The following is a 22,765-nucleotide window of genomic DNA, read 5'->3' as shown; positions in this document are numbered from 1 at the left end:
CACCGCCGTGAATGGTAGTCGTCGAATCATCACCTGGAACCCTCCAGACTGGCCGCGGAAACGACCTGCAGCCGTTTCTCGTCCACGTCCGCCTCCCTGGCGAAGCGCTTCAGTTCGACCTGTGCGCGGCCCTTCGAGGTCCCCACGTGGAGCCCCGGCCGGACGCGCTCGGCCTCGCTACTGTCGGCCACGGCAGCGAATTCGCGTGTCTCTGACTCGTCGGATTGCCCGTCACCGTCGTCCCCGCCATCGTCGAAGCCGACGAAGTCTGTGACGACCGGCTCGAACGTGTCCACGTCGACGACCACGTAGTCGTTCTCGCCGACACCGAACAGGCCGCCGTCGCTGGCGTCCGCATCGTCGACGCCGAACAGCCCCTCCGAGGTGGGCTGGACGCCGCGCTTACCCTTCGAGAGTTCGTGCGCGGTGAACGCGGTGTGGGCCGTCCCTGCCTGCCCAGCGTCCACCTCGGCGAGGTTCTCGCCACGGTGGCCGCTCGCGTCGTCGTACACGACCTCCTCGTAGGTGAACGCTGCCTCGGTCACGTCCTCCCTGCCGCCCTCGCCACCGACGACCAGCCCGATGTCGCCGGCGGTCGTCCCGGCCTCCAGGTCGACGAAGTCGTCCGATTCCAGCTTCTTCGCGTCGTCCATCTTCCGGAATGCCGCGGGTGCGAACTCCTCGTCGACCGGCTGGCGGTCGCGGTCTCTGACCCCGCCGAGTGTGACACCCGCGATGCGGAACTCGTCGTAGGTGGTCGGTCGCGCCTCCCCGAACTTCTCGATGTGGTAGTTCAGCGGGACGACGGTCTGGCGAACCGTCAGCGTCCCCAGCGGATGCGCGATGATCGGCTGCTCGGGTTCGACGTCGCCGGCACCACTGCCGCCCTGGGCGGACTGGCGAGCCTGCTCGCGTGCCTCTGCGCTCTTCGCACTCCGCAGTGTGGCGATAGCGTTCCCGTCACCTGGCAACTGGGCGTCCCAGTTCTTCGGTTCCGAGAGCGCGTCGACGAGTTCGGGCAGCACCTCCGCCGTGGGGAGTTGCTTGGTCTTCGCGTCCTTCCCGAGCGTCACGTCGAACTGCTTCGAGACGTCGAAGGGGCCGACCGAGAACTTGGCCTTCCCCCGGAGGTTGAACGGCGTCGGGCCGGACATGGTCCCGTCGATGCCGACGGTCAGTTCCCAGCCCTTGAACGCTACGCCGAAGTGCGCGAAGAAATCGATGATGAACGAGAACGGGTTGAACCGGAACAGCGCGTCGAAGCCCAGGCCACCCCAGATGGAAAGCGGGCCGACCTCCAGTTCGGCGTTGACCTGCGCGCCCACCTGGAACGTGTTCGAACTGACCGCGAGGTAGCCCGTGAAGTCGATGACCGGTTGGCCACCGGGCACGTCCAGACTCACCTTCACGCGGTCGAGCTTCGGGAACCCGCCCGGTTGCTCGTAGCGGGGATTGAACCCGCCGATGGAGAGCAGGAACTTCGAATCATCGCCCCACGAGGAGCGCAGCGCCATGTCGCCCGACATCTTCCACTGCATGATGCGCGAGTCGTACAGCGAGGCGTCGAGCGACAGCGTCTTCCCGGGGATGTCGATGATGCCCACCACGTCGAGGTTGATCTGGATGGGTGGGTACGGCACCTCTTCCGGTAACCCCTCGGGGCGCTCGATTTCGAGGTTGGGGAGTGCCATCTCGATCTTGCCGAGGATGGCGATGCGGAAGCTCGGAATCTCCAGAACCACACCGACAGAGGCCTCGATGATGGCGGGTGTTCCCCAGCCGATCTTGAGCATCGGCCCGAACACGTGGGTCCCCCGCGTCGGCGGGAAGATAGCCCGCACGTCCGAGATGATGCGCTGGGCGTTCTCCACCACGTCTTCGGGGAAGAGCACGCTGTCGAGCTCGCCCTGCCTGACAACGTCCTGCAGTGGTTTCTTCCGGAACTTTCGGTTGATGCCGAGCATCCCGCCGACGCCGTTCAGCGTGAAGCCGAAGCCTAGCTGGACGGCATCGAACTCGCCCGCGACGATGAGCATCATCGAGAAGCCGTCCGACCCATCGGGCAGTTCGGTCGTGATGAGCCCGACCACCGAGATGCTCAGGCCACTCGGGACCGTGAGTTGGCCAGTCCCGGCGTAGCGCTCGTTCTCCGGGTCGAAGTCGAGGTAGCCACCGCCCGTGACCGGCCCAGCAGCGATATCGAGGCCGACCCCTTCGGGTGGCTTGAACCCGAGTTCGAGGTCGACCACGCCCATGTTCCCGTCCTTGTTTTCGGGGAACGAGAGGTCCGTTTCGAGGCCGATTCGGGTGACGGTGCCGACGATGGGCCCGAGTTTGACGGATGCGGATGCGGCCGCCTGGACGGTTATCTCGCCGGTTTCTGCGTCGAATCCGAGCGAGAGGAATATCTCCTTGATGTCGAGTGGGCCGAGTTTCTGGTGGACCGGGAGTGCCACCTCCAGGGTCGCACCGCCTTCGAAGTATAACCCTTTGAGCGTCGACCAGCCGACAGTCACGTCGAAGTCGCTCCCGACTTCATCGGGCAGGACTTTCTCCAAGAAGCCGCCTTTCGGGCGGACCTGGACTGAGCCGGACGCGGGCAGTTCGACCGCGACGGTTCCGGAGTCCCCATCGTAGTCGAGTGCGGTCGAGATGGAGACAGACCCCAGTGCGAGGAATGAACCATCGGGTTCGCCAAGCAGAACCTTTCCTGGGCTGTCGCTGGTGGACTCGGGTTCGTAGGAAAGCGCGGCGTCGGCGTGGTAATCCCCAGTCAGGCCTGCCCCGGAGACGAGTTGGAACTCGGTTCCGTCTCCGGTCGGACGGACGGCGAACCCGACCGACTGGTTCGTCTCGATACCAGTCGTCAGTGTCCAGTCCTTCCCGAGCGACAGTGACTGCTTGAACCCACCTGTCGCGTACGCCTGAAGGAGGAGACCAAGGGGGTCGTCCTCCTTGAACGGCATCGGTGTCAGTTTCACGCCAGCACGCGAGGAGAACCCGTCGCCGACAAGTTCCAGGAGGGTGGTGTCGAGCTGGGTCGGCGCGTCCGACTTCGGAAACGTCGGCGGCGTGGTCTTCTCGTACGAGAGTGTATCCAACTGGTTCACGTCTGCTTCGTCGACGATGCTCGTGAGGCCCTGTTCGGTCGCAAGGTGCCCCACGAAGCGGAGGAACAGCTCGTCCCGTAACGCGTCGGTCCCCCATCCGAGCGTCTCCTTCGCTGCCGTGTTGGGGTCTTGCACCGCCTCGGCGATGCCGGTCAACTGTATCTCCTCTTGGCCCCTGCCGTACCCTTCGGTGACGACGCCGACGATGGCCAGGAAGTCGTGGACGTGTGGTCTGTAGAGGTAGAGGTAGCGCACGACGAGGTGGTCGAGCAACGCATCGCCGAGTTCGCTCACGTCCGGACTCTCGAACTCCAATTCGTCGAGGGATTTGATTGACTCTATCAGCGTCGAGACCGCCCCGACGAGGTCGCCGACCTTCGCAAGGTCATCGGCACCGAACCCATTCTCGACTATCTTAATGATGGTCTCCGCAGGTTCGACGAAGTCCCGTTCGAACTCCTCGACCACCTTCTCGACCTCCTCATCGACGAGGAGTTCCCCGATTCCTGCCCCGTCGAGAAGGTCGACGACGCCGTCTGGAGATTCTGTTGCTTCGATGACTGGCTCAACGACCCGAGTGAGTTCTCGAGCTAGCACCGATTCGGTTCCGCCGCCGGAGGGTTGAGTTGATTTCTGGCTCATCTTAGATGGTCTCCTCGATGTATCTGAACTCGCGTGGTGCCGGAACCGTATCGAGGAACGTCCCTCGTGCTGCTGAGTCCATCTTCATCATCTCCTGAGCTTGCTCGTGTTCGAGGTAGATGAACTCCAGAAACGGGTAATGGAAGTTGGTCGTAATCGTGTCTTCGGTGAAGCCGAAAACGTTCACGGACCGGTCGGTGACCGGCTCAAGTTCGCTTTTCCAGCGCTTGATGTTGTCCTCGTCAACGATGACGATTTCTTTGATAGTGTGTGTGACGCGAACACCGGTCCGAAGGGGGGTTTCCGTCTCCGGTTCGTTCGCGTATTTATCTGGAAACAGCTGTATCAGGTGAAGCGGTGGTTGGGCCCCTTTGGTTTGCACTCCCTTTTTCAGATCATCCACATTGCTCGCGGCGTTCTCGACGTACGTGTCATCGTCCGCGTAGTCCACGTAGGGAGACCCATCTTGCACCGTGTACTGTTTACTCAGTGGTCTGATGACGATGTACCCGGTCTGGCTCACCTTCGAATTCTTCGACGCGGCGGCATCGGGTTTGAGTTTGATCACTCCCTTGTGGTTGTCGTCGTCCCAGTAGAGTTCTGCATCGCTCTGGTTGAGACCGATTGGACGAGCAAGCGTCGCCAGTGCCGATATCTGTCCGAAGAAGTTCTCATCCCAGTCCCTCCCGACGGCTTTGGGAAGCTCGTCTTCCTCATCTGGACTTGCCAGCTGTAGATAGTTATCGGGGTACTTGAATCCGAAGTACGGTTGTGTCGTATCGTTGATCCAGTCGTTCGCTTTGAGGTTGTTTTTGGTCTGGTTCGCTTCCGAACTATCTCCAAAGTGACAGTATTTCACCCACTCTTCGAGATCTGAGTCGGTTGCCCACGCCAAGGCCAGTACGCCGACCGCAAGAAGGCCGGTACCAAGGACGACGGCCTGTCCATACCCGGGAACCCAGCCGACGGAACTGCTCGCGAAGAATGCGTAGGTGAAGCAGCCCGCCGATGCTCCCAATATGGCGTAGCCAGCCATCTGGTCGTAGTCGCCGTCGAGGTACTCCGAGTACGAGTAACAGAAGTTCTTGATGGTCTCGTAGAGGTTGAAAACCACGGCGAACTTGCCAGCTATCTTGACCGCGCTCGCCTCGCTCAGTGTTCCCTTCGAGACCAACGATGTCACGTCCTCGATGGCACCCAACCCCGCGACGAAGCCCCGTACTGTGTTGACTAGTGAGACGACCTCCATCGCCTTCTGTCCAGCACCGGATTGTGATTGGAGCGTCTCGTAGGTCTTGATGCCTGCGCTGACGAGCCCGACGACGCTGAAGCCGACTTTCCCCGACGCGGTGACCGTCGCCGTCGCGTCGTCGAACCAGTCTGTTCCATCGGTGAGGGACCAGCCCCAGCTCATGACGCTTGCGGTGATTTTCTTGGCCTCTCCTGAACCGATGTCGTATATATCGTGAGACGATTTCAGGGTCTGTATCTCCGTCTCCAGCCGGTTCGAGACCTGCTTCAGATTCCCGTTCGTGGAGACGCCGAGTTGTTTCGCCAGTTTGTACAATTCACCCGACTCGGCGTTCCCGCTACGGAGCTTCGAGAGTATCCCGTCATAGACGGACTGCAGTTGATCGTTGCTCATCAGTCGAGACAGGTACACCTGGACGAACGTCTCGACGTGTGATTTTCGTGTGTTCACGTTCGTCTCTCCGAAGTACTGCTTGTCACCATCCCACGACGTGACGGTCTTGTACGCAGTGTAGTAGTGCCAGCCTCCGTGGACGAAAGTCGCGACGAGTTTGTTGAATGCCAGCACGTCCTTCTGGCCCCATGGGCTCTGCTCTCCCGGCCCAAGTATCGGACCGTACTGCTGGTTCCCGGAAGTGTTCCCGGTTAGTCTCTCGAAATAGTCTCCCTTTGGGAGGTCCTCTTTGACAAGAAACGGTCGTTCCCTATGTGGGTCGGTGACCGGGGTTCCCCTGCTGAGGAACGCTGGGTCGACGATTCGGTTCGGTGGGAAGATGGCGAAGTTCTGGTAACGTTGGGAGGTTGAACTGGGCGCGGAGTGGTACTGCTTCTCGAACTGTTCTGCGAGGAACATCTTCCCTGTGTGGCTCTCGAAGAGCCGATCGGTGAGGGCCTGGAGCGTCTTGAGCTGTTCAGTGAACGACCGGGGTGCCGTGTCATTGAGGACCTCGTCGATAGCATGATTCTCCTCCCGGGCACCGTCTCCGTGGAGGAAATCGTCGTAGAACTCGTTGTATGTCATCGACCCGATGGCCGAGCGAAAGTCGGATTTGATAGCCGAGATGCTCTGGGTCGGGTCGATTCCGAACCGCTTTGCGAGTGTCTTCAAGCCATCCTGCTGTTTACCGGTCAAGGATTCCCCGAGAACCGTGTTCATGTTTTTGAGGGCAGTCTCGTCGAGTGTTCCCAGGAAGTGGCCGTACGGGTAGGCACCATCCCCGTACTCTGGTTTCCCGAACTTCATGTAAGAAACGAGTCTGCGTGCCTTTTCCTCCACTTTTAGCTGTTTTCCGTACAATTCCCTCCCGAACTCGATGAACGTGTTCGAGAGCGCCCCCCGGTCGAACGGGTCCTTCGAAGATTCGTAGGGAAGCTTGTCCAGCGCGAACGCGTCCTTGAACCCGTAGTCGTGCCCCCAGACTATCTCGAAGTCGTCATCGACTTTTCCCTCACTCTGGAGTTGTTCCACCCATCCGTTTGACAATTCGTCCATCGTCTCGGTGACGCCGAGGTGCTCGTACACGGCCTCGCGGGTGTCCGACCCACCCTTCTTGTAGGATGTCCCGACGATGAGGTCCCGTATGACGTTGAAGAGGGCGTACTCGCCTGGATTCTGGTTGACGTGAGACTTGTACGACTCGAGAGCGTCGATATACTGCCGATGATACCGCTTCGCCTCCGTCAGCGGGCTCTCACTCATCGTTGCCACCAAGTATTGGTTCGCCAGTCGTCTCCCTGGAATCGACGTAGAGTCGTGTTCATAGTTCTCCCTCGTGCGGCCACGCCCGGTAGAAAACCACCGGCCTGACCTCGCTCGCGGTGTTCCGTCGTCCGGTACTCACACCAGTCGTCTCGACCTGGAATCCCGTCGAAGTCGTTGCCGACACCAGCACGTCGTCACGCCCAGTCACGTGCCCGTCGTCGTCCAGAGCAAGCACACGGGCGGCAGCCGGGGTGCCCTCGGTCCGCACACCCGAGGACATCCCGCCGTCTGCCGCGGCGTGCTGGGCACCTCCCTCATCAACCACCGGTGGCAGGACCCGTCCGAACACGTCGTCCGGTTCCAGGGACCCGTGGAGCAGGTGGTGGGCGACGCCGCCGTCGGCATCGGGCATGGCGACGCCGTGGGACCAGCCGAAGCCGAAGGAGTGGTCCGCGACGACCTGGTCCGCGCCGAGCACGTCGAGGTTGCAGGTGGTCAGCTCGACCATCGCGGGGTCGAACCCGACCTCGACTCTGGTCGGGTAGTCCGCGTCGGGTGCCGGGACGCGGAAGTGGCCGACAGCGGGGGTCCGGTGCTCGGCGGTCTCGACGGCGAGGTAGGTGATGAGTGGCCCGCCGGTTTCGCCAGCGGCGACCTCGTCGTAGGTGAGTTCCATCGTCTCCCCGAGGTCGGTGACCCGTGCCGAGGTCCGGGCGTCGAGGTCGTCGCCGACCCCGTCGAGCAGGTGGAGGGCGCGGTCCTGGTAGCCGGCGTAGCCGTTCCGGACCACCGTTCCGGGTACGACCGTGCTGTTAGCGACGTGTTGCTGGACTGCGCCAGCGGGGGATTTGACGGCCTCGCCGTGGGAGACGCCGATTGCCGCGTCGGTGACCGATGCCGTGTCGGCCGCGGTGACCGCGTTGGTCGCGGTCAGGGCGACGAAGCTGGCGTCGATGCCGAGGTCGACCGACTGGACGCTTGGCTCGGTCGGGGTCGGGAAGTAGCCGACCTCCACCGCGGCGTCGTCGTCGGTCTTGAACGCCTGGAAGAGGACGGTGAAGCCCTCGGCTTGCTGGCGGTCGGGGAGTGAGTCACCATCGAAGGCGATCTCGAACCCGCCCGCGGTCGTCTTGGTCACGGAGCCAGCGAGCCCTCCTGCCGATTCGTCGTCGTGGACGAGGAGGTCGACGACCATCCCGGTCTGGTTCGCGCCGACCGCGCTTTCCGTGGTCCTGGCGTCGGTCGCCACGCTGACGACGTTCTGGGTGAGGGTGCCGTCGTCCGCCCGGGCGAGTTTCCCGTAGGTCCAGCCGTCGGTCCGCTGGACCTCGTGGTCATTCCGGGAGACGTTGTTCGTCGCCGTGAACAGGACGAGGTCGGGCTCGAACCCGAGGTCGGTGACGGCGACCGTCTCGCCGGATTCCGGCGTCTCGAAGGTCCCACTCGCGAAGTCAGAGATTCCACCGCCAGCCGCCCCGCCTGCGGCACCGCCTTTCGGGAGGTGCGAGGGGATGTCGAGGTCATCGTCGGGCGTGGTCCGGGGAGTTGGCTTGGGGCTCGGCGTCGGTGAGGACCGGAGCCGGCAGGCGAGGTAGCCCATTCCGAGGCCACCGCCGACGCCGGGGATGAGTATCCACGGTGGGAACGGGAACTCGACGAAGGACCCACCAGGGATGCCCTCCAGTGGGGAGTTGTCGGGTTCGAGCAGCTGGCGACTTCGGTCGGTCGCGCCGTCGTCGTCGACCACGATCAGGGCAGGCGAGACGCTCGTCTCGTTCTGGTAGGTATGGGTCACGACCGGCTGCTGGGTCGTGGTGTCCGTGGTTCCGTCACCGTCGAAGTCCCAGTGGTAGGTGACGACCTGTCCGTCGGCGTCAGTCGCGTTCGAGGCGTCGAAGGTCACCTGCTCACCCCCACTGGGGACCGAGGGGGTGACCGTGAACGTCGCAGTTGGTGGCTGGTTCTTCTGGGTGACGGTCACGGTCGGGCATTCCACCTCAGAGGAGCGCTCGCTCGGGTAGGTGAACACCCGGACACGCGGCGAGTACGTGCCTGGTTCGTCGTAGATGACCGTCGTGGTCGCGTTCTGCGTGAAGTCGCCGTAGGATCCGCTCCCCGTGTCGAACTGGTAGTCGTCGGCGCGTTCGGACGCGCTCGCGTCGATGGTGACCGTCTCGCCCACCTGGGCGGACTGCGGGGTGACCTGACAGCGGGCGATTGGTTCTTCACCCGGGTTCACGTCGACCACGCCGGTCGTGTTCCCGGTCGCCCCGGCGTTGTCCTCGACGGTTAGTTGCACGAGGTAGGCGTTCGGACCGTTGTATGTGTGGGTCGTCGTCGGGCTGGACGTGGTGTTGTCGACAGTCCCGTCGCCGTTGAAGTCCCAGCGGTAGGTCTGGATGCTCCCGTCCGGGTCGGTCGAGGCCGAGGCGTCGAAGGTCACCGTCTGCCCGGTCCTCGGGCCGATGGGGGAGTGCTCGAACTCCGCGGTCGGTTCGACGTTGGACCGGGCGACCGTGACCGTGCCGCAGTCGGTCGTATTGCTCCGCTCCGACGGGTTGGCCCACACGCGGACGCGAATCACGTACTCACCGACCTCGTTCAGGGTGACGGTGCGCTTGGGCTCTGTCGTGAAGTCACCGAAGGAACCGCTCCCGGTGTCGTACTGGTACTGGTCGGCGTTCGTCGAGGCCGAGGCGTCGATGGTGACCGACTGCCCGGGTTCGATGCCCGTGCTGGAGAGCGAACACCGCGCCACCGGGTCGGGCTCGATGATCTCGATGTCCCGTGCCGTCGTCGCCGTGTTCCCCTGGTCGTCGACGACCGTGAGTTCGGTGACGGCGTAGCCAGCGCCGCTCTCGTCGTACGCGTACTCGTAGGTCGCGACCGAGTCGTTCGTCACGAAGTCGGTGACGCCGTCGCCGTCGAAGTCCCAGCGGTAGCTCTCGATGGTCCCGTCAGGGTCCGACGAGTCGCTGGCGTCAAGCGTGGTCGGCTCCCCGGCGACCGCAGGCTGGGGCGAGTAGTCGAACGACGGCGTCGGGCTCGCCTGTGGCGTATCGACCGTGAACTCGATGGTCGTGCTGTCGGTCGCGCCGTCGTTGTCGTGGACGGTGATGCGGACGCGCTTGGTCCCGGGCGTCTCGTAGGTCCGGGTCTCGGTGCCGTCGATGCCGAGTTCGGTGCTCTCGTTCACCTCGTAGCTGCCGTCAGCGCCGAAGTCCCACTGGAGCACCGTGATGTCGCCGTCCGCGTCCGCGGACCCGGTCGCGTCGAAGGTGACCGTCTGGCCGGTGGTCGGGTTCGACGGGTCGTACGTGAGCTGTGGATTCGGCGGCTCGTTCGGCGCGACAGGCATCTCCGGGCAGGTCGCGGTTGCGCTCTCCTCGCTCGTCTCGTTGTACGCGTACACGACCGGTTGGTAGGTGCCTTCGGAGTAGCTGGTCGTGTAGAACTGGTACTGCGTGAACTGGGTGTCTGGTGAGCCGTCGCCGTCGAGGTCGTACCGGTACGAATCGGCGTTCTGGGAGTCGAACGCGTAGATGCTCACGGATTCACCGGGCTCGGGGTACTGCTCGGACAGTGAGCAGGAGGCGGTCGGTACGAACAGTGACCCATTGGTATCGACCGCAGTCGCTGGTTCCCCTGCAACTGCCGGGCCGACTATGGCGATGCCTGCGAGTACAAGGCAGGCGAAGAGGATGGTAACGAGGAGCCGTGTGTCGCGGCCGGGGTCATCGGTCATCGGCGGCCGTCCTCACTGCAATCCGCAGGGTGTAACCGACATGTTTCGGTTCGTATGTGTTTTCTCGTGTTTCGCGAGCGTTCGTCGGATTCGTCGCGAGTCTCGACATCGATTCCGCGGCTCGCGCGCTGAACCGAACGGGGTGGGTAACCGTTCAAAACTGCGATATCGCTGTTCTTAGCCCCACGAAACCGCTGCCCGCGTTCCACCCCAGACATACACCAACGTGACGGGAGTTATCGGTAATAATGTAGACGCTACGTGCTTCGTGTCACGGTCACAATCTTGAAATGTCCTGCTTTCGTGTACCGATTATGGATTTCCGGAGGGGAGAACAGGAGGGTGTTCCCTCGCTCTCGGATTCGACGGGGGCGGCGACCGTCGTGGGCCGGTCGTTCGAGTCGGTTGCCGGGTCGTTCGCCACGCTCCACGGGTACGACGACCCGGCAGCTCTCGTGGGTGGACACGTGACTGCACCGTATGTGGAGTCCGACCACGATGCTCTCGAACAGGCACTCGGCGAGACGTTTGCTGGCGAAGGGTCCGAAACCAGGACGGTCCGGGTCCGGCTGCGCAAGGATGGCGGCTCGAAACTGGGGGAGACTGGGGACGCGGGTGGACAGGATGCAGTCGTTCAGTTGACCTTCTACCGGACCGGCTTGGACACCGCGGCAATCGTCGCACGCCCCGCATCGGCCTGGCAGGCCCCTGGACCAGCCACGGCGAACGAGGTCTCTGGAGCTGGCCGTGGTGGATACGGGAGGGGCCGAAACGAGTGGTCGTATACGGTGGGCCACGACCAGCTGGCGCGCCGACGTGAGGAACTGGCCACCCTCGACCACATCGGGGCCCTCTTGTCGACGATCGTCAGTGAACTGGGCCAGACCGGCACCCGTCGCGATATCGAAGCCATCGCTTGCGAGTCGCTGGTCGAATCGTCACGGTACCGGTTCGCCTGGGTTGGCACCCGGCGCGCTGGGGCGATGCACGTTCGGGCGTGTGCAGGCGAGGACGCTGGCGTACTGGAGTCGGTCGCGACAGCTGACTCGGTCGAACTGGGAGACGTCATGTGCGAGCGCGTGTACGACACTGGCACAAGTCAGGTCGCACACGATATCGCAGCTGACACGTCGTGTGGTCTGTGGTCAGAAGCAGCTGGTGGGGCCGACATTCGTTCCGCCCTTGCAACCCCGCTCTGTCACGGCGGGTCGGTGTACGGCGTGCTGACGGTCTACTCTGGGGAGCCGGACGCGTTCACCCCCCGGGAGCAAGCGTGGTTCGAACTGCTTGGTGAGACGGTTGGCTTCGCCATCAACGCTACCGAGAGCAAGCGGTTGCTCTACGCCGATGCGGTCGTCGAACTCGAGTTCCGCATCACCGATTCGGACGTCTTCCTCGTCCGTGACTCGGCCCGGTTCGAATGTGCGCTGTCTATAGAGGGTTATCACATCACCCGGTCGGGCTCGTGGCTGGTCTACGTCTCGTCCTCGGGAGTGGACTCTGGCCGTCTTCGTGAAGCTGGCCTCGAAGAGTCTAACGTCGAATCAGTCCGCATCATCCGTGACGACCCCGGCGATGGGTTGCTCGAATACGCACTCGAACGCTCCGAACTGTTCGAGTTGCTGGCCGAGGCCGGTGCGATGCTGTGCCGAACGGAGGCAATCGATGGTGTCTGCCGATTCGTTCTGGAAGCATCCGCCGACATCGATGTCCGGGCGCTGGCCAGTCGCGTGACTTCGGTTCTCTCCGGGGGCGAACTCATCTCCCAGCATGAACGCGACCGGGCTGTCGCCGACCACCTCGACCTCGGTGCACCGCTGGATGGGTTGACCGACCGCCAACGCGAGGCTATCGAGACGGCGTACCGAGCGGGCTACTTCGACTGGCCCCGCCAGAGCACTGCCGAGGAGGTTGCGGCGTCCATCGGAATCGCGCCGTCGACGCTGCACGCCCACCTCCGGAAGGCAGAGCGCTCCGTTCTTCGTGCTATCCTGGACGAGCGCTGAACATTCCTGCAAGAGTCGGACGTGAACGAGTGCATACCGTTGGGCTGTATGCACAGTTTACACGGTGTGGGTGGTGTGAACTGTGTGGAAATCTGATGAGGTCTGCACTGCTTTCTGTCGAAGGTTCGATCTGGCCATCACGATTTGAAATCGCAGGCGATGGCCTGATGGTTTGGGACAGTGATTGGGTTCAGGTTTCGCCGCGCCTCGTGAGCTGTGCGAACCTCGTAAACGGCTCACACAGTTTGCGATGTTTGTACTGTCTGAACTGGCCACTCGGAATTCCGTGGATGATGCCCCAAGGACAGTGTACGATGTGTGAACTGTGTAAACGGCGTAGAATTCCTGGGCTGCGTGCGCTGTCCACGATGCGTACTAGGTGCTCCCCAGTCTGAAATGTGTGGATGGTGTGGACTGTGTGGACTGTCTGGACTGTTAGGACTGTGCACGATGCCCGGACATCCCGGTTGCCATCAGACTGCGGTCACAGTCGAGGATGTGTACAATGTTCACACTGTGTGTATGGTCTACACGGTGTGTGCCGTCTACGGCGTCTGGGCTGTTTGTACGGTCTTCGTGAACTACACTGCTCCAGATGTGCGTGCTGTGCATACGGTCTACAAATCTCACACGGTGTACGCGTTGTGGACTGTGGGGAATGTGGTCGCGTTGTATACCGTCGAGACGGGGCGAGCAGTCCAGACGGTGGGCGGCAGCTGGGCCGTGCTCGAAGTCCACATCGTTTGCACATCCTGGACTGTTTGTGTTGGTGATCTCGGAGGTTCGGCTACAGACTGAGAATCACAATGTCTACACAGTCTGGACATTGCTTGTGTAGGTGGCGCCTAGAATGCGTCTACGGCTTCTTCTAGGAAACAGGTTGAACAACACAGTGTGAGATGTGTGAACTGTCTAAGTGTGGTTTCAATCTCTGGCGATCGCTCTCGAGTCCAGCTGGCTGCCGAACCGTACACCCAGTGCGGGCTGTCGAAACCGTCTACACTGTGTGGACAGTCCAAACTACTCGCACAGTGGGCTCCTGCTACTGGCGACTCTGCTGGGTGATCGATATCCAGAAACACAGTTTGGACTGTCTACACAGTTCGAACTGTGTAGGATGCCGGGGATGTGCAAACCGCGGTCGATGTGTTCACGTTCGAGACTGCCGAGGCTCTATCGGAGTTTCACACCGTCTACACAGTGTGGACTGTCTTGACTGTCTGAACTGTCAGCGATACCGTTAAGTCACCGGGTGGAGACGGTACTGACCGTGCGGAACGCCCGCACTGCCCGGACGGCCCACACAGTGTAGACATTCGACACGGTGTCGACTGTCCTCTCTGTGTCGGCGTTGCAGGCCGTATTGGTCTGCCGGGCAGTGCGAACCGTCTACACAGTGTACACATTCCACCACCAATGACCACACCACGCGCGGTAAGCGTCGCCCTACAGAAAGGCGGCGTCGGGAAGACGACGATCGCCATCAACCTCGCCGAACGACTCGCGAACCGAGGCCACGACGTGTTGCTCGTCGACCTCGACCAGCAAGGGAACGCGACCGAAGGCCTTGGCCTGGCAGAGGCCTACACGGCCGACACCCACATCGGGGACGTGCTCGTCGACGATGGCGATGCCACGCTCGGGGACATCATCCGGGAGACCGAGACCCTCGACGTCCTCCCCGCGAACGAGGACCTCGATGGCGTCGAGAACACGATTCGAAGCGCGACCTTCGGCGAACTCTGGATTCGGAACAAGGTCATCGAACCACTGCTCGGTGAGGAGTACGACTACATCGTCATCGACTCACCCCCGAACCTCGGGCCGCTCTCGGACGCTTCACTCATCGCGAGCCAGCACGTTATCGTCCCGCTCCGGATGAGCGAACCCAGCGTGAGCGGGTTCGAGCGCATGTTCAAACAGCAGATCGTCCCCATCCGCCAGGAGATCGATCTGGACATCCTCGCCATCGTCCCGAACGCGACCTCGGGGACCAACGAGGAGAAGCGCATCATCACCGACCTCGAGGAGTCACAGTTCGGTGAATACCTCCCCGGGTTCGGCCGCTCTGCACACTTCGACGACCCCGACTCCCCGGGGCCGGGTATCCGCGAGCGCATCGCGTTCCGGCGGTCCTGGCGTGAGGGCCAGCCCCTCGCACAGTACGACCCCGAGAGCGACATGCTCGGCAGGCTCGACGAGCTTGCCGGCGTCGTGGAAGCGGGAGGTGTCGAGGATGCCTGACGACAACCGATTCGCGGGGCTGAGCGAGGTCGTAGAGGGTGACGAAGCGGAGACGGAGGATTCCACGGAACCAGAGCCAGAACCGGAACCGAGTGTGGAGGAGACGGCGTCCGTCGAGGACACCGAATCGGAGCCTGAACCCCCGGAGTCAGAGGCGGAAGATGGGGATTCTCGGGAGGCGGACGCCGACACGGACGAGAGCGACGACGAAGAAGCTGAAGATACCGACCCGGCCGCGTTCCCGTTCGACGCAACCAAGAAGAAGACCGTGTACGTGCGCGAGCAGACTATCGAGGGGCTCGAAGACGCACAGGCGCTCGTCGATGCACAGCTCCGGACCGAACACGACGTTCGCAGTCTGACCGGACGCGAGTTCTACGATGCGGTGTTCAGAGTGGCTGCTTCGGACACTGACGCGCTTATCGATGAGATAATCGACGCTCGCGAGGAGTAGAAACACCAGATATACACCGTATATCGCGATACGGAATCTCCTGGGCCCGTGATTGAGACGGATGGTCTGGATGCAGACGGCCGACGCAGTTTGATAGTGTACTCAAACACCGCTTCGCGTGTCCTCCCCACAATATCAGGGTGGGACTGGCATTACCGATGAGAAGCTGAACTATCGAGACGGCCACAGCCAGATTAATCACGGCGACAACCAGTACACAGACATCCCGAGAGACCGCGTTCATCCGCTAAAAGTGACTGATGCCCACCTCGTGGAAGAGTGAAGTGGTTCGCTCATCTCTGTCGTGAACTCTCCGATAGCTCTACGGAAAACAACGATTCTCAGCGTTCGCTGGGCATCCGGGAGCGAGGGAGAACACATCTCATGCACGGACGCCCCAGAAGAACGCGATGCCGAGGACAGTGACGAACGACAGGAGCAACTGTAATGGCGCACCAACGCGGATGAAATCCGAGAACTTGTAGCCACCGGGCCCGTAGACGAAGAGGTTCGTCTGGTAGCCGACCGGCGTCATGAACGCCGTCGAGGCGGCGAATGTCACGGCGAGGACGAACGCGAACGCGTTCGCACCGATCGACTGGGCCGCGCTGGCGGCGACAGGAATCATCAACACGACGCTCGCGTTGTTACTGATGACGCTTGTCAACAGGCCAGTCGCGACGTAGAACACCCAGAGGACACCGATTGCTGGCAAGAACGTCCCAGTCGAGGCGACCACATCCCCCAGCAGCGCTGCCGCCCCCGTCTGCTGGAGCGCGATGCCAAGCGGGATGACGCCGGCGAGCAGGAAGATCACGTTCCACTCGACCGACGAATAGAGTTCAGTCGGTTTCAGGACGCCGGTGAATACCATCGCCACGACCCCTGCTAACGCAGAGACGACGATTGGCAGTATGTTCAGTGCCGGAAGTGCGACGACGCCGGCGATGATTCCGACCGCGAACGGAATCTTGTCGCTTCGGTAGGTCACCTCGTCGAACTCGTGGGCGACGATGAAGTCCTCGTTCTCGACGAGGCGGGTGAGGCTATCGGGCGGTGCCTGTACGAGGAGCGTGTCACCGACCCGGATACGGATGTCCTCGAACCGGTCTCGGACGACGTCACCGCGGGTTCTGAAGGCCAGGACATTCGCGTCGTAGCGCTGTCGAAACGACGAACTCGCGAGGGTCTCGCCGACGAGGAACGACCCCGATGGGACGACGATCTCGACGAGGACCGGTTCTTCGTCGTCGGGATGCAGGTCGTCTTCAGTCCGGGGACCGCCCGACAGTGTGAGGCCTTCCGTCTCCATGATGTGTTCGAGCGTCTCCCGGTTCGTCCTGAGCCTGAGCGTGTCGTTCTCGTGGATCTCCTTGCGAGCGAGCGGTTCCGAAAAGCGCTCGCCGTATCGGAGCAGCTGTAACACGTCGATGTCCAGTTCATCGTCCCCCAGTGCTTCCTCGACCGTCTGCCCGACCAACGACGAGTTTGCTGGAACGACGACGTCCGCAAGGTACTCCTGGAGGGCGTACTCCTCGACGAGGTCCTCGTCAGCGGGAATCCGTTCGGGGAGCAGCCGGACGCCGACCGTCATCAGATAGAGAGAGCCGACCGCAAACACGACGATACCGAGTTTGGTGAACTCGAACATCCCGAACGCGTGTAGACCCAGCTCGGGAGAGTCCGCCCCAAGTTGGGCCGCGATATCGCTCGCAAGGATGTTCGTCGACGTCCCGATGAGTGTCAACGTGCCGCCGAGCATCGAGGCGAACGATAACGGCATCAGCAATTTCGACGGTGAGGTCTTCCCGTTGTGTGCGAGGTCGTTAATGACCGGGACCAAGATAGCGACGACCGGCGTGTTGTTGATGAGTCCCGAGATGGGTCCGGTGATGCCGATCGTCGCCGCGAGTTGCTTGCGGCGGTTGCCCCCCGCGAATGCGGCCATCTTCCGACCGAGCAGTTGGACGATGCCGGTCCGGTTGATCCCGGTACTCAGGATGAGCATCGCGAGGACGGTGATCGTGGCAGGATTGGCGAATCCCGAGATTCCCTCCCGTGGAGAAATCTGCGTGTAGGGCTCCAGTACCATCAACAGAACCATTATCAAAATCGCTGTGACGTCGATAGGGAACCACTCGGTGGCAAACAACACGAGCGCGAGGAGAATGAGCGCGAAGACGACGAGCATCTCGGCCGTTACAGACGGGGAGCCGAGGCCCTGGACTGCCAACGAAACGGTAGAGAAGGACACATGACATTGAGACGCTGACGAGGGAAAAGGACTGGTATCCCCACCGGCGAGGCGAGTAGCGTGACACGACATGAGCTCCCCCGGTGGTGAAGTCCCGAGTCACTCGCCTCGTTTCTCTGTCGAAGTGGGCTGTTCGCTCAGATACCAGCCATCCTACGAACCCTTTTCCGCCTGTCGCTCACATGCTACCATAGAGGATGGGATTTTTCAAACGCGTCGGAAGGCAAGTCGAGCAGTTCAAGCAGACGGCTACCGAGACCGCTGCGAAGGAGTCAGACTACCAGTGTGAAGCGTGTGAGGCACGCTTTCATTCCATGCACGAACAGTGCCCGGAGTGTGGGGGTGAGTCAATCGTCTCGATACACCCTGAGGAGTGACGCCCCAGATGGGCCCAGATAGACAACGTGAAAGATAATTGCCAACCCGTCCGAATAGAACCCTTCTTCCTCTCGCTCTTCGAACCGAGTAGTAATGGTTGACACACTCAGAACGTACGCAGCCGCTACTCGTCGTCCGTCTCCTGCATCGCCTGGGCCGTTTGAATCACGAGTCGTTCGATTCGGGTATCCTCGACAGCATCGACCTGAAGGACGTAGTCGTCCGCCTCGATCTGATCGCCCACTTCGGGAACCCTGCCGAGGCGACTGAAGACCAATCCACCGATCGTCTCGACATCGTCGCTCTCGAATCGAGCGTCGAGCTGGTCGTTCACGTCCTGGATGGGAACCCCTCCGTCGACGACGTACGCTCCATCGCTTCTCTTCTCTATCGAGGGCTCTTGCACGCCCGTATCGAATTCGTCCTGGATATCGCCCACGATCTCTTCGAGGATGTCCTCGATGGTCACGATGCCCTCGAAGACGCCCCACTCGTCGACGACGACTGCCATCTGGCCTTCCCCACGCGACTGAAAGTCGGCGAGGATCGCGTCAATCCGACGCGTTTCCGGGACCGTGAGGACTGCTCGTGCGAGCTCACGCGCTGTGGCCGTGTCCTGCCCCGTCTCGACTTCGCTCGCTCGCAGGATGTCCTTGGCGTGGACGAACCCAAGCGGTTGATTCCCGTCCTCGTCGAGCACGAGATAGCGCGTGTACGGCCCGGTGGCGGCAACCGACCGGAGTTCCGAGAGCGGCATCGAGGCAGTCACGGTCGCCACGTCTGGCCGCGGAACCATAATCTCGCGGGCGACCGTATCCCCGAGTTCGAAGACGCTCTCTATCATCTCGACTTCGTCGAGGTCGATGTGCCCCGTCTCCTCGGAGCGGCTGAGGATCATCCTGATCTCCGATTCGGAGTGAGTTTCCTCGCTCTCGGACGCCGGGGAGACACCAGCGAGGCGGGTGAAGTAGTTGGCCGTCCCGTTGAAGACGATGATGCCGGGCACGAACAGGTAGTAGAAGAACTTCATGAGCGGGGCGACGAGGAGCGCGACACGCGTGGCCTCCTGGATGGCGAACGTCTTCGGCGCGAGTTCACCGAACACCACGTGGAGGAACGTGATGAACCCGAATCCCAGGACGAACGCGACGAGGTGGACCGCTTCCGCAGGAAGCACCTGGCCGAGGACGGGGTCGATGAGTGCTGCGACAGCCGGTTCACCGATCCAGCCGAGACCAAGCGAGGAGAGCGTGATGCCGAGTTGACTGACAGCCAGATAGTCATCTAGATTCTGGATGACCTCCTGGACGAGTGCTGCCCCCGGTTTGCCGCGTTCGACGAGTGCGTTCACCTGCGTGGGACGGACTTTGACGAACGCGAACTCCGCAGCGACGAAGACCCCGTTCATGATGACGAGGAAGAAGGCGAGGAGCAGTCCGCCGAGAGAGATCAGGTCTACCATAGTCAATCACGGACGCGAGGACACTTGTAGGGACGGATACCGCGCTGGTCTACCTGCGGAACACGACATTACCCGTTCTTTATCAACGTAGCCCGTCTTTGACTTTGAACGCCTCATGCGAGGAATCTCGTGGTGTCTGCTGCCGCTTCAAGTCCCGCTCCAGTTCAGCCCTTCGTTCGACGAGACCCTGACGATCATCGCCGGCGCAATCGTCCTCGGAGGAGTGATCTGGTATCTCGGAACGTATCTTCAGTCCTACGTTCGAACCGAGATCGCCGAAATCGTGCGAGCGGGCCTTCTCCTCGTCCTGGCTACGTTCGTCTCCTTCGTCCTGTTGAACAGGTGGAATGCGACGACCGACGCGCTGGAAATCGCAGGGTTCGTCCAGATCGGTGTCGACACCGGTGTCCGGGTACTTCTCTCGGTCGTTCTCTTCGTCGCCGCGTACACTGTTACACGTGTTCTCAAAGGATTGCTTCTGGGCGTAACTCGTTCCACAACTCAGGTAACATCGGCGCACCAGCGTCGTGTCAGCTTCTACATCAGCCAGATCGTCCTCTACACGCTCGCGGTGTTTGGAACGTTCGCACTCTGGGGGTTCGAACTGAGCAATCTCCTGTTGAGTGCCGGGGTTCTCGGGATTATTCTCGGCCTGGCATTCCAGAGTACGCTCGCGTCCATCCTCGCGGGGTTCGTCCTGATGCTCTCACGACCGTTCGATGTCGGCCACTGGGTCAGAATCGGCGACCACGAAGGCTTCATCACCGAAATCACGGTCAATCACGTCCGGCTACGAAATCTCGACGGTGAGCACGTCATCCTCCCGAACGAGGCCGTCGGGAACCGAACGATCATCAACCGAAGCGTGGAGGGAAAGCTACGACAGCGTGTCGAAATCGGAATCGATTACGACGTGGACCCCGAGCGTGCGGGGGATATCGCGCTTGAGGCGATTGCAGACCTTGACGAAATCATGACCCAACCTGCTCCCCAGGTCTTTCCGCTTCGATTCGATGATTCAGCCGTCGTACTCGACCTCCGGTTCTGGATAGAAAACCCCACACCACAGCGAAAGTGGCAGTCGGTCCAGGCGGTTATCCACAGCGTCAAATCCGCGTTCAAACGAGAAGGCATCAAGATTCCCTTCCCGCAGCGGGAAATCACCAGGAGAGGAGCGGGCGACGCAGTTCGCATCCGGGATGTTGAGCCAACTGAGGCCCGGAGAGACCAGTCGAAGTGAGTCCAGTCAGTCCGCGAAGTTGTCGTCGTACAGGCGCTCTCTCCCCACGGTAGTCTCGACTTCCCTCTCGGGCTGGTTCAGCTCGAGACCGACAGGTCCACTGTTCCGAGGCGACGCGCGTTGATGGCGACGATGACCGTCGAGAGCGACATGAACACCGCGCCGATAGCTGGTGAGAGCAGGATGCCGATGGGGGCGAGGATACCTGCAGCGAGCGGGAGCGCGATGACGTTGTAGCCGGTCGCCCAGACGAGGTTCTCCTGCATCTTGCGGTAGCTGGCCCTCGAGAGCCTGATGAGCCGCACTACGTCAACCGGGTTGTTGTCGACGAGGATGATGTCGCCCGATTCGATGGCCACGTCGGTCCCCGACCCGATGGCGATGCCCACGTCTGCTCTCGTGAGGGCCGGCGCGTCGTTCACGCCGTCGCCGACCATCGCGACGAGTTTTCCTTCGGACTGGAGCTGGGCGACCGTCGTGTCCTTCTCCTCGGGCAGGACCTCCGCGAAGTACTGGTCGATACCGAGTTCTTCGGCGACGGCCTTCGCGACATCTTCGGAGTCACCGGTCAGCATCGCGACCTCGATGCCCATCGCGTGGAGTGCGTCGATGGCCTGGCGACTCTCCTCCCGGATGACGTCTGCGAGGGCGAAGGCCGCTGCAACCTCGGCTTCGTCCCGGATGAGGTAGATGACTGTCTGGGCATTCGAGCCAGCCGCCTCGGCGAACGCCACGAGATCCTCGGAGCGCTCGACACCGAGCCTGTCGAGAAGGTTCGGGCCGCCCAGGTGGACGGTGTCACCGTCGACCGTTGCTTTGACGCCGAGGCCACGGAGGTTCTCGAAGTCCGAGACCTGGGCCGGTCGAACACCACGTTCTTCGGTTGCCGTCCGGATGGCCCGGGCAATCATGTGTTCGGAGTCACCTTCGACCCCGGCTGCGACCGCGAACGCCCAGTCCTCGTCCCAGTCGACGGCGTGGACGGTGCCGCCGTCTTCGCGGTGTGCGTCCGATGCGACCAACACGTCGACGACCCCCTGTTCGCCCTTCGTGAGCGTCCCCGTCTTGTCGAACATCACCGTATCCAGGTTCCGGGCCTCCTCCATGGCGATGCGGTCCCGGATGAGCATCCCGTTCCTGGCTGCGGTCGACGTGTTGATGGCGACCACGAGCGGGACGGCCAGCCCGAGCGCATGGGGGCACGCGATGACCAGGACCGTGACGACGCGTTCGAGGACGGCGACGCTGAAGCCGGTCGCGATGACCCAGGCGAACCCGGTGAGGGCCGCGACGGCGAGGGCGACGTAGAACAGCCACCCTGCGGCGCGGTCTGCGAGCAACTGCGTCCGGGATTTCGACTTCTGGGCCTCGTCGACGAGGCGCATGATGCCCGCCAGGGCGGTCTCGTCACCGGTCTTGGTGACGCGCACCCGGAGGCTGCCGTCCTGGTTGACCGTCCCGGCGACGACGTCCGAGTCGGGTTCCTTGTCCACGGGGCGGGACTCACCAGTTATCATCGACTCGTCGACCGAGGACTCGCCCTCGACGACCTGTCCGTCCGCTGGGACGGATGCCCCCGGACGGACGAGGACTACGTCGCCTTCGATGAGTGCAGAGACGGGCACTTCCTCGGTGCTGCCGTCGTCACTGACCCGCTCGGCCGTGTCGGGCATGAGTTTCGCCAGTTCATCGAGTGCCCCAGAGGCCTGGCGCACCGAGCGCATCTCCATCCAGTGGCCCAGCAGCATGATGTCGATCAGCGTGACGAGCTCCCAGAAGAACGGCGTCGTCCCCTCGATGAACAGGCTGGCGATGGAGTAGACGAACGCGACGGTGATGGCGAGCGAGATGAGCATCATCATCCCTGGCTCGCGGTTCTGGAGCTCTGTCCGGGCCATCGAGAGGAACGGCACTCCACCGTAGGCGAAGATGACTACCGAGAGGACCGGGGCGATCCAGACGCTGCCCGGGAAGGTGGGAGCAGTGTAGCCGAAGACGCTCTGGACGAACTCGCTGAAGTAGATGACCGGAACCGAGAGGACGAGCGACACCCAGAAGCGGCGTCTGAACATGTCCTCGTGACCGCGGTGGTCCGTGTGTGCCCGGTGGCCGTCGCCGTGTTCATGGGCGTCGTGTTCGGGCTCTTCCGCAGCGTGGTGTTCACCGTCGTCGACCTGCTGGCTGCGGTCGGCGGCTGCTCGTCGGTCCGTCTCTCGCCTCGACGATTTCACCCGCTGTTGGCAGACTCGACAGCACTGGACCGTCCCTCCGGATGTC

The 22,765-nt window shown here is 62.1% G+C and carries 10 protein-coding genes; 4 read left to right on the top strand and 6 right to left on the bottom strand.

Annotated elements, in window-relative coordinates; translation table 11 throughout:
• Positions 1-29: 29 nt before the first annotated feature.
• Genes N6C22_RS19600 through N6C22_RS19590 form a run of 3 tightly spaced genes read right to left on the bottom strand, consistent with a single transcriptional unit; the run spans position 30 to position 10,450 of the window.
• Positions 30-3,752, bottom strand: coding sequence for a DUF6603 domain-containing protein (locus tag N6C22_RS19600; RefSeq protein WP_261652895.1), 3,723 nt, complete (start codon positions 3,750-3,752; stop codon positions 30-32).
• Position 3,753: 1 nt separating this feature from the next.
• Entirely contained in the window at positions 3,754-6,702 is a 2,949-nt protein-coding gene (locus N6C22_RS19595; RefSeq protein WP_261652894.1) for a hypothetical protein, read from the bottom strand.
• A gap of 58 nt (positions 6,703-6,760) precedes the next feature.
• Complete coding sequence (locus N6C22_RS19590) at positions 6,761-10,450, bottom strand: PKD domain-containing protein (RefSeq protein ID WP_261652893.1); 3,690 nt, start codon at positions 10,448-10,450, stop codon at positions 6,761-6,763.
• Positions 10,451-10,764: 314 nt separating this feature from the next.
• On the opposite strand from N6C22_RS19590, the gene N6C22_RS19585 reads away from it, so the two are divergent.
• From N6C22_RS19585 to N6C22_RS19575, 3 genes are all read left to right on the top strand, one after another.
• The gene (locus N6C22_RS19585) at positions 10,765-12,456 is read left to right on the top strand and encodes a bacterio-opsin activator domain-containing protein (protein WP_261652892.1); all 1,692 of its coding nucleotides are present in this window, start codon (positions 10,765-10,767) and stop codon (positions 12,454-12,456) included.
• 1,416 nt (positions 12,457-13,872) lie between these two features.
• Positions 13,873-14,700: a ParA family protein gene (locus N6C22_RS19580; RefSeq protein WP_261652891.1), complete on the top strand. Its 828-nt coding sequence runs from the start codon at positions 13,873-13,875 to the stop codon at positions 14,698-14,700.
• On the top strand, positions 14,693-15,154 hold the full coding sequence (locus N6C22_RS19575) for a hypothetical protein (protein ID WP_261652890.1): 462 nt from the start codon (positions 14,693-14,695) through the stop codon (positions 15,152-15,154). The genes N6C22_RS19580 and N6C22_RS19575 overlap by 8 nt, the downstream gene beginning before the upstream one ends.
• 382 nt (positions 15,155-15,536) lie before the next feature.
• On the opposite strand, the gene N6C22_RS19570 is transcribed toward N6C22_RS19575, so the two are convergent.
• Both N6C22_RS19570 and N6C22_RS19565 read right to left on the bottom strand, forming a co-directional pair.
• The gene (locus tag N6C22_RS19570) at positions 15,537-17,345 is read right to left on the bottom strand and encodes an SLC13 family permease (protein ID WP_261653165.1); all 1,809 of its coding nucleotides are present in this window, start codon (positions 17,343-17,345) and stop codon (positions 15,537-15,539) included.
• A 565-nt stretch (positions 17,346-17,910) separates the two neighbouring features.
• Positions 17,911-19,248, bottom strand: coding sequence for a hemolysin family protein (locus N6C22_RS19565; RefSeq protein WP_261652889.1), 1,338 nt, complete (start codon positions 19,246-19,248; stop codon positions 17,911-17,913).
• 115 nt (positions 19,249-19,363) lie between these two features.
• On the opposite strand from N6C22_RS19565, the gene N6C22_RS19560 reads away from it, so the two are divergent.
• Positions 19,364-20,488 (top strand): mechanosensitive ion channel family protein, encoded by a 1,125-nt coding sequence (locus tag N6C22_RS19560; RefSeq protein ID WP_261652888.1) that lies wholly within the window; start codon positions 19,364-19,366, stop codon positions 20,486-20,488.
• A 77-nt stretch (positions 20,489-20,565) separates the two neighbouring features.
• Here N6C22_RS19560 and N6C22_RS19555 read toward each other — a convergent pair whose 3' ends face one another.
• Positions 20,566-22,560 carry a heavy metal translocating P-type ATPase gene (locus tag N6C22_RS19555; protein ID WP_261653164.1) on the bottom strand — a complete coding sequence of 665 codons (1,995 nt, stop codon included), beginning with the start codon at positions 22,558-22,560 and terminating at the stop codon, positions 20,566-20,568.
• Positions 22,561-22,765: the final 205 nt, after the last annotated feature.

The organism is Haloarchaeobius sp. HME9146, from assembly GCF_025399835.1.
In the GTDB taxonomy this organism is placed as follows: Archaea; Halobacteriota; Halobacteria; order Halobacteriales; family Natrialbaceae; genus Haloarchaeobius.
This window is presented reverse-complemented; position numbering and strand designations above follow the sequence as displayed.